9 protein-coding genes and 2 tRNA genes are annotated in these 13,006 nt (G+C 42.9%); 1 reads left to right on the top strand and 10 read right to left on the bottom strand.

Annotation, left to right across the window (positions count from 1 at the left end; all coding sequences use genetic code 11):
• Positions 1-394 precede the first annotated feature (394 nt).
• Positions 395-3,931, top strand: coding sequence for a DNA polymerase III subunit alpha (locus WC848_06295; protein MFA5962264.1), 3,537 nt, complete (start codon positions 395-397; stop codon positions 3,929-3,931).
• Between the two features lie 91 nt (positions 3,932-4,022).
• Here the strand turns inward: WC848_06295 and WC848_06290 are convergent, their stop codons facing one another.
• The 10 genes from WC848_06290 to WC848_06245 form a co-directional block, all read right to left on the bottom strand.
• Positions 4,023-4,280 carry a hypothetical protein gene (locus WC848_06290; protein MFA5962263.1) on the bottom strand — a complete coding sequence of 86 codons (258 nt, stop codon included), beginning with the start codon at positions 4,278-4,280 and terminating at the stop codon, positions 4,023-4,025.
• Positions 4,281-4,585: 305 nt separating this feature from the next.
• Positions 4,586-4,658 (bottom strand) — tRNA-Ala (locus tag WC848_06285).
• Between the two features lie 28 nt (positions 4,659-4,686).
• A tRNA-Ile gene (locus WC848_06280) sits at positions 4,687-4,760 on the bottom strand.
• A 247-nt stretch (positions 4,761-5,007) separates the two neighbouring features.
• The gene (locus WC848_06275; protein MFA5962262.1) at positions 5,008-6,810 is read right to left on the bottom strand and encodes a chitobiase/beta-hexosaminidase C-terminal domain-containing protein; all 1,803 of its coding nucleotides are present in this window, start codon (positions 6,808-6,810) and stop codon (positions 5,008-5,010) included.
• Positions 6,811-6,877: 67 nt separating this feature from the next.
• Positions 6,878-8,281 (bottom strand): UDP-N-acetylmuramoyl-L-alanine--D-glutamate ligase, encoded by a 1,404-nt coding sequence (gene murD / locus WC848_06270; protein ID MFA5962261.1) that lies wholly within the window; start codon positions 8,279-8,281, stop codon positions 6,878-6,880.
• A gap of 4 nt (positions 8,282-8,285) precedes the next feature.
• Positions 8,286-9,857: a D-aminoacylase gene (locus tag WC848_06265; GenBank protein MFA5962260.1), complete on the bottom strand. Its 1,572-nt coding sequence runs from the start codon at positions 9,855-9,857 to the stop codon at positions 8,286-8,288.
• A gap of 95 nt (positions 9,858-9,952) precedes the next feature.
• Positions 9,953-10,957 carry a type I glyceraldehyde-3-phosphate dehydrogenase gene (gene gap / locus WC848_06260; protein ID MFA5962259.1) on the bottom strand — a complete coding sequence of 335 codons (1,005 nt, stop codon included), beginning with the start codon at positions 10,955-10,957 and terminating at the stop codon, positions 9,953-9,955.
• 19 nt (positions 10,958-10,976) lie between these two features.
• Positions 10,977-11,249, bottom strand: a complete 273-nt coding sequence (locus tag WC848_06255) for a hypothetical protein (GenBank protein ID MFA5962258.1) — start codon at positions 11,247-11,249, stop codon at positions 10,977-10,979.
• Between the two features lies 1 nt (position 11,250).
• A complete protein-coding gene (locus WC848_06250) occupies positions 11,251-11,625 on the bottom strand; it encodes a desulfoferrodoxin (protein MFA5962257.1) in 375 nt (124 codons plus the stop codon).
• 82 nt (positions 11,626-11,707) lie between these two features.
• Positions 11,708-12,967: a Ni/Fe hydrogenase subunit alpha gene (locus WC848_06245; protein MFA5962256.1), complete on the bottom strand. Its 1,260-nt coding sequence runs from the start codon at positions 12,965-12,967 to the stop codon at positions 11,708-11,710.
• Between the last annotated feature and the right edge of the window lie 39 nt (positions 12,968-13,006).

Below are 13,006 nucleotides of genomic sequence, written 5' to 3'. Positions count from 1 at the left end.
CGCCTTCGCGGGAATGACACGGTTCAATCATACCCCCAGTATACCACGGCGCACAGATATGCTATAATAGTTACATAACCTATCTTGCAAACCCCACGGATTCGTCCGGGCGCTGAGGATAGCTAAAACTAAATGACAAAATCCAAATTTCCAATTTCCAAGAAATCATAAGACGCTCTGCGGGGTGTTTTTTGTTTTTTGTTTCTACCCATATCCCCTTCGCCCTTAGGGAGAAGGTGGCCGAAGGCCGGATGAGGGAAAGGGCGTTTGATTAAATTATCACTTTCCTATTTAGAACATTCTTACTTTTTATTATTACCCTTGCCCTCACCTGTCCTTCGGACATCCTCTCCCGAGGGGAGAGGAGGATATAAATAAAATCACAAATAACATTATGTCAGAAATTTTATCCCCAAAATTTACTCACCTCCACGTCCACACCCATTTCTCTCTCCTTGATGGCCTGGCCAAGATCGATGATATTCTCGACCGCGCCAAAGAACTTGGGATGGAATCGCTTGCGATCACTGATCATGGCGTGCTCTATGGCGCGATCGAGTTCTATATCAAAGCCAAGGCGCGCGGAATCAAACCGATCATCGGTTGCGAGATGTATATCACACCGACCGATCTGCACAGTAAAAATCCTGACTCGGCCGATCGTAAACGTCATCACCTCATCCTCTTGGCTAAAAATGAAGCGGGTTACAAAAATCTGATGCGCCTCATCACCATCGCTCATCTCGAAGGATTTTATTACAAACCCCGCATCGACAAAACAGTGCTCCGCTCTCACTCCGAAGGACTCATAGGGCTCAGTGCTTGCACGGAAGGCGAAGTGCCATCCGCCGCCGTTTCCGGCAATTTGGAAAAAGCCGAAAACTTAGCCCTAGAATACCAGGATATTTTTGGCGCCGGAAATTTCTATTTGGAGCTTATGCATCATCCCAATTTTGCTCCGCAACAAATCGCCAATGACGCATTGATTAGCATCTCCAAAAAATGCAATATCCCCCTCGTCGCCACCAATGACATTCATTACGTCAATGAAGCCGACGCACCCGTGCAAGATATTTTGCTGTGCATCCAAATGAACCGCAAGGTGGAAGAAAAAGATCGCATGAACATGATGGATTTCAAACTCTATCTCAAAAGCCCAGAGGAAATGGCTGACCATTTTAAACATGTTCCGGAGGCATTGGCCAATACCCAAGAAGTTGTTGATAAATGTAATTTAGAAATTAAACTGGGCGAAACGCAGCTGCCATATTTTGGCGTACCGGAAGGCGAAACGACCGAGACTTATCTGCGCAAACTGACTGAGGAAGGGATGCAAAAACGCTACCAACCGGAAGATGTCATGCAAGTTCACCGCGATCGGATGGAATATGAACTTTCCATAATTGAAAAAACCGGCTTTGCTTCCTACTTTCTCATCGTGCAAGATATGATCAACTGGGCGAAAGATCAGGGCATCGTCGTTGGACCGGGCCGTGGCAGTGCCGCTGGCAGTTTTGTTTCCTATCTAATCGGAATCACCAATCTCGACCCGATCAAATATGATTTGCTGTTTGAAAGATTTTTGAATCCGGAAAGAATCTCGATGCCTGATATTGATATGGACTTTGCCGACGACCGACGCGATGAAGTGTTGGATTATGTTCGGGGAAAATATGGCAACGACCATGTCGCCCAGATCATCACTTTTGGAACGATGGCTGCCCGCGCCGCCATCCGTGACGCCGGTCGCGCGCTCAATTACCCCTATGACTTTTGCGACAAGACTGCCAAACTCATTCCGATGTTTTCCACGATGGCCGAAGCTTTGGAAAATGTCAAAGAGTTCAAAGATTTTTATGCTTCCGGCGAAGACTCTAAAAAATTGATCGATAGCGCCAAACGCCTGGAAGGCGTCGTGCGCCACGCTTCGATGCATGCTTGTGGCGTCGTCATTACCCGAGATCCAGTAACGGAATATACTCCCGTACAAAAAATGCAAGGCAAAAAAGAAGGTTTAGTTACACAATATTCTTCTTCGACCAAATCCAGTTATGTAGAAAAGATCGGACTTCTCAAGATGGACTTTCTGGGATTGAAAAATCTTACTATCATGCAAAACGCGATGCGGATCTTGAAACGCACCAAAAATATTGATCTCAAAATTGATGATATTCCGGAAGCCGATCCGGACACATTCAAACTTCTGCAAAAAGCTATGACAACTGGCGTTTTCCAATTGGAAAGTTCCGGAATGAAACGCTATCTAAAGCTGCTCCAACCCTCTGTCTTTGAAGATATCATCGCCATGGTTGCCCTCTACCGACCAGGACCGATGGACTGGATTCCCGATTTCATCGCCCGAAAACACGGCGAAAAATCGATCCAATATCTCCACCCGAAATTAAAACCGATCCTAGAAAAGACCTATGGCGTGGCCGTCTATCAAGAACAAGTGATGCAGATCGCGCAAGCCTTGGCCGGTTTCACGCTCGGCGAAGCGGATGTTTTGCGTAAAGCGATGGGCAAAAAAATCTTCGCCCTCATTGCCGAACAAAAAATTAAATTTATCGACTGCGCAGTGAAGCTCGGCACAGAACGCAAAGTGGCCGAAAAAGTTTTTGCCTATATCGAACCATTCGCCGGTTATGGGTTCAACCGTTCCCACGCCGCTTGCTATGCCCTCATCGGCTATCAGACAGCTTATCTCAAAGCGCACTACCCGGCCGAGTTTATGGCCGCACTCCTCACTTCCGACCAAGATGATATTGACCGCGTCGCCATCGAAGTAACTGAATGTCGAGAAATGGGCATCGAAGTCTTGCCACCAAATGTCAATGAAAGTTTCGAAGAATTTTCTGTCATAATCGATCCGGAAACTAAATCTGAGAAGATCCGTTTTGGACTGAACGCCGTCAAAAATGTCGGGCATACCGTTGCGCACGAGATTGTCGAAGAAAGAAAAAGAGGTGGACGCTTCACGAGTCTCGCTAATTTTATCGAGCGGGTCGAATCAAAAGATCTCAACAAAAAATCGATCGAGGCCTTAGCCAAAGTCGGCGCTTTGGAAGATTTGGGCGAGAGAAACCAGATCGTCGCATCAATTGAAAACATTCTTTCCCATTCCAAAAATTTCCAGAAAAACAAAAATTCCAACCAAGTCAGTCTCTTTGGAGAAGCCGAATTAGCCAGTCCGGAAATCCAACTCTTGCCCACTTTTCCTGCTACCAAAAAACAACAACTGGCCTGGGAAAAAGAACTGATCGGGCTCTACATTAGTGGCCACCCAGCCGCTGATTTTCAAGCCTATATCGATTCGGTTGCTGTTCCCATCCGCAACATTGGCAAAGATCTGGTCGGACAAGAAATTACGCTCGGTGGAGTAGTCACGAAAATCAAAAAGATTTTTCTCAAAAACCAAAAAACAATGCTCTTTGCCACGATTGAAGATATGTATTCCAATATTGAGTTGCTCGTCTTTCCCAAAGTCCTCGAAGCCACCGGCTCACTTTGGACCGAAGACAAAGTCCTCCTCGCTTCAGGAAAAATTTCCGACAAAGATGGCAGCTTCAAACTCTTGGTCGACAGTGCTAAGGTGATAAACCAGCAAGAAATGGAACAGCGTGCCCGCATCATCGCCACCCAAAAAACCAACGGCACCCACCCGGCGCCCGCCGTTCCGGCACAAAAAAATACCGTCGAAGCAGTACCAAATGAAAAGCCGAAAATTATTGTAACTCTCCCCCAAGCCTCCGACCAAGAAACTCTAAAAACTCTTTCTGCCCATTTTGGAAAATGCCAACCCGGCGACACAAAAGTCTATCTCAAAATCAGCGGCACGAAACTAGAAACCCCCTACTGCATATCGAAAAGTATTGATCTGGAAAATGAAATAAAAAAACTGATTCCAGGGGCGATGGTGGAAAGTTATTAGCAAGACATGCCATGAAAATGTTAAAGAGCAGGACGACACGTCGGCCTGCTCTCTTTTTCGCTAAGGTTAAAAACTTAGACATAACAAGTAATTATTGATCAAGCATGACCCGATAATTCTTATTTTCCAACACGAACTTTTTGAGAATTTCACTTAATTCCATTTCCCCAAGCGATTTTTCATACTCAGCAATGAGCACTCTTTCAATCGCTTCTCGTGTTAGATAGGCCATGTTGCCCAGAATGTAACGTCCAGCTGGATCGATACCCTTCTCAAGCTCCTCCCTAACCTTAATCCTTAGTTGGTTAACTTTTCCCGCGGAATACGCGGTAGTGACTCCCTTTGCCATTAATAGCTATCTCCTTCTTTTGAGAGTTAACTCCTTTCTACTAACGCCTCGTGCGAGGCGCTTCCAATCACAAAGAACTGTTCCAATAGATAAATTGTCGTTACAAATATTATCTATCAATTAAAATCATCTGAAATATTATTCAATAAATCCTGTTTACAAAATAATATCTCTACTGATTCGATTTTCTCATTTTACACTAAAAACCATTTTTTGCAATCTTTTTTACCAACCTGTAATTTTAGCACAAAAAAACGCTCTTGTCAAGCGTTTTTTCCATCCTTGGCTAAACGGAGAATACTTAGTGGACCCTATCGGGCTCGAACCGATCACCCCCTGCTTGCAAAGCAGGTGCTCTACCAAATGAGCTAAGGGCCCTTATTTTTAACTAAATCTTACTTTCACGTGGGCGATGGAGAACTCGAATCTCCGACCTCGTCATTATCAGTGACGCGCTCTAACCAACTGAGCTAATCGCCCATATTTACCCCCCAAAACAACTATTTGTCATTATAGACAACAAAAAACAATTTGTCCAGGCCATGGCAGGACTGACGCGTTTACCAAAAGCAATCTTATCTATAGTCAAGATTGGTCCAAAAAATTTTCACTCTCATGAAGACTAAATGAACGAAAAATAAACTATGCGTATTGAAGATTAATTCTGGAGAATACGCAAACTCAGTATCGTTTCGACCCTGAAAATAATCTTTTGAAATAGATATATTCAATTCACGCTAAGTCCGCCTGGTGGTATTGGCGGAGTAACATCACCGACAGTCTGAGTGGTAAAATTTCCATCAGTTCCATAGCCATAATTACCAGCATAATCCAAAGCTGCTACTCGATAATGATAATGCGTATTCTGGCTAAGGGAGCCAATATTAATAGAATGATCAAGTAAATAAGAACTACCCGCCACGCTATAGCCATAATTCGTATCAGGTCCATATTCAATCATTGTCGATATGACATTCTCACTTGTATTAAAAGCTACATTAGCCCCCGTAGTAGTTATATTGCTCAGCACCACATTTGTAATAACTGGGGCAACTTGATCTACTGTGTAATAATAAGCAACGACATTGCTATTTACCCATCCATCTTTAACTGCAATTGCCCTTAGTATAGTAGTACTGGAAATATTAATCACTCCGGAATAGAGAGTCGATCCTGTGGTGGGAATTGTACCATTTGTTGTATAGTAGATTGAGGCGCCTGAAGTTGACGAAGAAAGTGTTACGGAAATTGGGATTACATGCGTCAATGCGCTATCAGGGTAAGCATCCGGAGGAGAAACCTCAAATTCCCCAGGATAACGAGATAGTACATAATCAGTTTCGGCTTCATTTCCCGTAATTACATAGGGAGCTAAAGTTACCGGTTGCAATACTAGGTCATAGACATTATAGCCATCGGCAGTATCAACCGCTATATTCGTCCAGTCACCACCGACTTCTTCTAAATCAAGGATTGCCAAATTAGGCCAACCATAAGTTGCACTGGTCTGCTTAGTGTAAGCAAGAAAAATCCTATTATGCGTATCCATCTTAGCATAGACATCATAGAGATAATTCAACTGATTTTCGCTGGTATTAAGATCTGACCCTATTTCTGACCAACTTGAACCGGAAAATTTATAAGCACCTACTCCGTAAAACTGAGAACAAATCAAAATCGGATCATTGGATCCCTGATCGAAAAGAACCTTAGAAACTCTAGAACAGGCTTCCTGAGGAAAAATATCTGTATTAAAATCAGACCAGCTTCCCGACGAATACCTTCTTACATAAGGAATAGTATGGACATGAAGAGGAAACGAGCTTCCAATTGAATAACCAAGCGACAAAAATAAATCACCAGTTGTTGGCTGTACGCTTATATTAATATCTTGGGGATCATAATAAATAGAATTTACTTCCTCATCCCCATCCCAACTTCCTATAAAATCAAATACACCGCCATTAAGCTTAGCAATTTTTATTTTTGTCTGAGACTGAGCATTGGAAGTTATATAGGAAACATACACATCATTTGAAACTGGTGCTATTGAAATATCATAACTATTGATATCGACGAATCCACTATCAACTTCAGCACTATCTATAGAGGATATTTCTTGCCATTGTTCATCCACTAGTTTCATTAAAATAATTAACCCAGAAGTATCACTTATTCCTTTTTGGTAAGTCAGAAAAAAATCACCAGAAGATGCGGCTTTGACTAATTTTATATTTCTTGGCCGATAGGAATCATGAAAATCATCCGAAATTGATGATGCAAAAACATCCCCAAACAAAGAGCCGTCGAATTGGGGAAAACTTATTTCTGAAGATAATGGCTCTGCAATGAAAGGAAATTCACCAGAAGAATCAAAACCAATTTGTGGTCTTTCGATTGACGAAGAAAAGTCATATACTTCTTCCCAGGCGGCTTGTATATAATTAGCTTTTCCTAAAAAAACAAAACAACACAAACAAACAAACAAATAAAATCTTTTATTTTTATTAAGGAATTTTTTATTTTTCATGTTCTTTTTTTATTTAACTGCCATATTTATTATTATACTAGAAATAAACAATTTCACAAGCTCATAATTATTTCAATCCTCGCACAATCTCCCGAAATTGATTCCCCCGGTCAAACTCGTTGATAAAAATTCCAAAACTTGCTGCACCGGGAGATAACAAAACCACATCACCCGAAATTGCCTGCTCTCTTGCCAGCCTGATCGCTTCGGCCATCGAATTGGCAATCAAAAATTCAGCCTTTTGGACACCACTTTCTTTTTGCAAGCTTTCAATCATCCGATCAGTCGACTCGCCCGCTAAAAAAACTAAATTTTTTATATTTTTGTTATTAGCAATTTCCTTGGCCAAGCCAGAGACATCCAAGCTTTTGTTTGCTCCTCCACAAATAAGCACTAGCGGTTCAGTAAAAGATTTAATGCCGGAAATCGCGCTCTCTGGTGTTGTTGCCGCGCTATCATTATAATAGGCCACGCCAGATAATTTTCGCACCAACTCCAGGCGGTGCGGATTACCGGCAAATTCCACAATGGCTTTTTTGATAATTTTTGGCTCTACGCCAAAAATTCCTGCAACAGCGATGGCCGCCAAAATATTCTCTTGATTGTGCGCACCACGCAGAGTAATTTCTGAGAGTTCTAAAATCTTTTTCTCCCCCGCCTTATTTTTCAGATATACTCCACCCTCTCTAATGGAAGCGCCGTATTCCGAAGATATATCTTGTCTAGAAAATTCCACGACCTGCGCTGGAATTTTCTTGCGACTCTGCTCCAGCAGCTCACTGTCCACATTGATGACGCAAAAATCGGTTTTTTTCTGATGCAAAAAAATATTTTCTTTATCCGCAATATATTTTTCCATCGAACCATAATAATTAAGATGATCAGGATACAGGTTGGTAATGACGGAAATTTCAGGACTAAGCTTCGCTCGACCGAGAGCTGAAAGACGCCAGCTGGAAATCTCAAAAACCACAATGGTGTCTTTTTTTAACTCCTTTAATTTGTCGAGGACTGACACTTGGCTAATTCCCACTTTGATGACATCTTTTTGCGCCGTTTTTAAGATAGCGTGGATCAGACTGGATGTGGTGGTTTTGCCTTTCGTGCCAGTCACGCCGATGATCTTATTCTTGCACAGACGAAAAAACAGACTGGAATCCATTTCCACCGGAATCTTATTATCCAAGGCTAATTTGATATACTTGTTATTCCAAGGCACCGCCGGATTTTTCACCACCAGATCAGTTTGAGAAAAATCTTCCGGTCGATGTTGATTAAAAACGAAAGTAATATTCTTAAGATCGGCCAGTTTCTTTACTGATTCTACCAGCTCTGTTTTTGATTTCAGATCCGTCACAACCAAGCGCGCGCCGAGAGAAGCTAAAAATCTAGCCGTCGCGACTCCCCCGCCATGTATTCCCAGTCCCATTACTGTCACTTTTTTTCCTTTCAAGTCGTTGATATTCATCATGTTTTTAGCGCAAAAGCACTTGGCCGTTCCTATTTCCAGCATACTCACCATCCTTGAGCACGATCTCTCCATTGATTATGACTAACTCAATACCCTGAGAGTACTGGTACGGATTTTCAATAGTTGCCGGGCTTTTTAACTTATTGCGATCAAACATCACTATATCAGCAAAATAATTTTCTTTCAAGACCCCGCGTTTTTTGAGCGCAAACTTTTCAGCCGGCGCCTGGGTCATCTTATGGATCGCCGCTTCCCAACTCAAAAGCTTCTCTGTCCTGACGTATTTTTCCAATACTTTTATGAAGGTTCCGAAATTACGCGGGTGGACCCGCTCGCCCGTCTTGGAATGAGAAATATCATAGCCGGAACCATTTGTCGCCACAATTGAAAGTGAATGATTGAGAGACTGTCTGATGTTTTCCTCATTTAATGCTTCAACGGTGATAATTACCATACCCTCAGAAGCAACTAGAATGTCTATTATAGCTTCCTCGACGGACTTCTCTTGACTGCGGGCGATTTCAGAAACATCACGGCGCGCCAGAGTTTTGTTGAGCGGAGATATTGCAATTTTAATCTTAGAATAATCAAATCCCGATTCTCGCATCTCCAAAACCACCTTGGCACGAATGACCGGATCCTTCAGTCGGTGGAGCATTATTTTTTTTCCACCTTCTGAAACCCAGACAGGCAAAAATGAATAAAGCACCGATCCTGTCGCTGTGTAAGGGTAAACATCAAAAGTCACATCCACGCCGGATTTTTTCGCACTTGTTATAATCTCCAGAGCTGCTTCCATTTTTGGCCAATATTTTTCACCGATCACTTTCAAATGAGAAATATGCAACTTGACGCCGGAAAGTCTCGCAATTTCTAAAGCTTCTTCGATTGCCTCAAGAAAGTCTTTCTGTTCAGAACGGATATGCGTCGCATAGACACCATCATATTTCTTTACAACTTTTGCAAGTTCAACTAGCTCCTCGAGCGGAGCCAGCCGAGCATGAGAATAAATGAGTCCTGTTGACATTCCCAAAGCGCCCTCCTTCATTGCTTTCTTTAAATTTTTCTTGAGCATCTCAATCTCTCTTGGCAAAAGACTACGCACTTCATCTCCTATGATTCCTCGCCGAAGCGTTGCGTGTCCAACCAGTGTCCCAAAGTTAGGAGAGATTTTCTTATCCCGAAGGATGGCCAGAAATTCCTTAACTCGCAACCAGCTAATATTTACTTTTTTGATATCCACCCACTTCTGAATCGCGTCGATCGTTGTTGGCGTAGCTAATGGCGCTAGTGATGTTCCACAATTTCCACCGATAATTGTCGTTATACCTTGATAGATCAAACTTTCCAAATCTGGGCTCAGGAATATTCGCCAATAAGTATCGCTATGATTATTCACATCGACAAACCCCGGGCATACTGTTTTCCCTTCTGCATCAAACTCTATCGTCGCCCGCTCATCACCAAGCTCTCCGATCCGTGCAATCTTACTATCCTTTATCCCAATATCACCCAAAAAGGCCGGTATCCCGGTTCCATCGATAATATTGGCATTTTTAATGAGGATATCGAACATAAAATTCTAAACCACAGATTATCACATGATTTTCCTGATTACACCTGATTGAATTTCGCATTCATAATCAGTGCAATCATCTTAATCAGTGCGAATCAGTGGTTCTGATTTGAAATAAATTCTGCCATCTCCACCAACCGATTAGAATATCCCCATTCATTGTCGTACCAACCGACCACTTTCACCAAGTTTCCATTAGCCATCGTGAGCGGAATATCAACAGTCGCACTATGCGCGTCGCCCTTAAAATCCATCGAGACGAGACCTTCATCATTGACAGCTAGAATTCCCTTCATCTTATCCTCAGCCGCTTCCTTAAAGGCTTCATTAATCTCCTTCACAGTTGCCTCCTTCTTGAGCGTACAGATAAAATCAACGATAGAAACGACCGGTGTCGGAACTCGCAAAGAAATACCGTCCAATTTCCCTTCCAGGTGCTTCAGAACTTTTCCAACAGTTTTTGCTGCCCCGGTTGTTGTTGGGATTATACTCAACGCCGCCGCCCTGGCGCGTCTCAAGTCTTTGTGTGGCAAATCCAAGATGCGCTGATCATTAGTATATGAATGCGTCGTTGTCATAAATCCTTTTTCTAGTCCAAAATTGTCATCTAAAACCTTGATCATCGGTGCCAGACAATTGGTCGTGCAAGAACCGTTAGAAATGATGTCCTCGCTCGGATCATATTCGTTTTCGTTCACTCCCAACAGATAAACCGGGATATCATCTTTGGGCGGAGCGCTCAAAATTACTTTTTTTGCCCCTGCTGTGATATGTTTTCCGGCTTTCTCCCGATTTTCAAAAATCCCGGTGCATTCCAAAATAGTATCCACTTCCAATTCTTTCCAAGGCAACTTGGATGGATCCGGCTCGCTAAAAAATTTAATCCGTGTTCCGTCAATGATCAACTCGGAATTTTCTTCGTCTACGCTCACTTCGTGGTTATAATGACCAAAGCTAGAATCATACTTAAAAAGATGCATGGCCGTTTTGAGATCCGTAAGATCATTGATAGCGACCACTTCTAACCCTTCTTTCTCGAAAGCGATGCGAAGACTCAGCCGGCCGATCCGGCCAAAACCGTTGATTGCAATTTTTGTCATAGTATTATTTTAAAATATATTAGACATCGATGTCTGTTATTCTCCAATGCTCCCCTGCTACTTTCTTGACCGCAAATTTCACTTTTTCAAGCGGCGTATTCTTTGCGATACTAGCCAAGCCAAACTGTAAATTTTCCACACTAATATCTTCGACGTGCTCCGGATGCCCATCATGCGCAAGGCTGATCATCCCGATTTCCAGACTGACTTTCTTAATCTTGTCTAGCTTTTTTTCCGCCATAATCACCCCCAGTTCGTCGATTATTTCTTTAGCTAAAATGAAATCGTGCATATTAATTTTGCCACAGTCCATGCACATTGCAATAGGCGCGCGCTGTGATATGCTCCGCTTCCAGGCAAAATTCCGCTTGCGGTTCTGCCCCCGGCTCAAGGTGTTTACGATACACCCGATGTTCCGTCACCACTTCGATCCACTCAATATAGTGCTCACTGATCATGGGATGAGGCACTTCTCCGATGCGCACAATCACACCAATGTCCGTTCTTTCAATTACCGGTTTGTGTTTTTCTCTGCCCTCATCTTCCGTTTTGGACTGCTTCAGCTCCATCGGATCCCCACAGCAGACCAATTCGCCCGCTCCGGCATGCACCATCTCAACGATGTTTCCACAAATATTGCATTTGTAGATTTGATTTAGTTCGGTCATATTATTATTTATTAAAAATTAACAAAGTTACAAAAAATTCAGTGAAATCATGTGTAATCAAGTGTTAATCAGTGGTTCTGATTTAATGCACCGCGCAAGATATGCACGGATCATAAGCGCGGATAAATGCGCGCAATTTTTTCTCTTTTTCCTTGTCTTTTAATTTCAAAATTTGCGGGATATAGTCGGCGATATCGTCTTCCAGATTGCACAAAAACTGTGCAGTCGGTGTAATGATGTTGACGTTTTTTACATACCCTTTCGTATCGACATCGACGTGATAGTAGAGGGTTCCACGCGGCGCTTCCACTGCAGCCACGCCGACACCTTCTTTCACGGTATAATTTTTCGTGACAACTTCATTCAAATCACTATTCAAAAGTTCCAGCATAATCCGCCTCGCATCCTCGACGCAATGAATCACTTCCACCATCTGCGCTAAAATATTATGAAAGGGATTATAATCCGGAAAAGTCAATCCCAGACTGCGCAAATACTGGGCCGCATTTTCTCGAAGCCTGGAGCGGTTATTATTCACCCGCGCAATCGCGCCGACCATATAGCTCTGGCCATTATGCTCAACTCTTTTGATCACTTCGTTTTGTTTTTGCAATTCCAAAAAGTTCGCTTCAAATTTTTCCACCGGAATGTGCAGTCCCAGATTGGAAATCACGTCTCCGTCATAAATCGCATACTCGCCTTTTTTGTCGAGACAAACATATTCTGTCACTCGCGAAAAATCCGGAATTTTGATTCCGCGAAAAAAATCTCCCAGCTCCAAGGCAATTTGCAAAATTTCACCCGCATCTTTAACCAGCTTTTTCAGCGCTTCGCGATCCGGCGCTTTTTTAAATCCGCCGACTTCATTGGTCAGTGGATGCACCACGCGACCGCCCACCACTTTCACAATCTCCATTCCAAACTCACGGATCCGTATGGCCTTTTTCGCTTCTTCCGGATATTTATTAATCAGTTCGATGTCATTGTCCATATCCAAAAAATCCGCTAGTGACAAAAAGAACAGATGCAAGGCGTGTGAATGGATAAACTGGGCGTCCTCCAAAAGCGCGCGCAGTTTTTTCGTCTCCGGCGTCACCGTCACGCCCATCGCGTTTTCCAAAGCTTTCACCGAAGTGAGATTATGCACCACCGGACAAATTCCACAGATGCGCTGAGCAATGAGCGGCATGTCTTGATATTCCCGCCCAATGAGTACGCCTTCGATCAGCCGGATGCCTTCTTGCACTTCCAATTTCGCCGACTTAACATCACCACCCAGCACACTTGCCATAAAGCCAGTGTGCCCTTCCATCTTTGCGATATGATTGATTTTGATATTCATAACTAAATTATACTTTATTTTTCAAAATAAGACTAGCTA

It is taken from the genome of Parcubacteria group bacterium, assembly GCA_041659505.1.
In the GTDB taxonomy this organism is placed as follows: Bacteria; Patescibacteriota; Minisyncoccia; order Moranbacterales; family UBA2206; genus UBA9630.
Note: the sequence above shows the minus strand (reverse complement) of the source record. Positions and strands in the feature narration are given on the sequence as shown.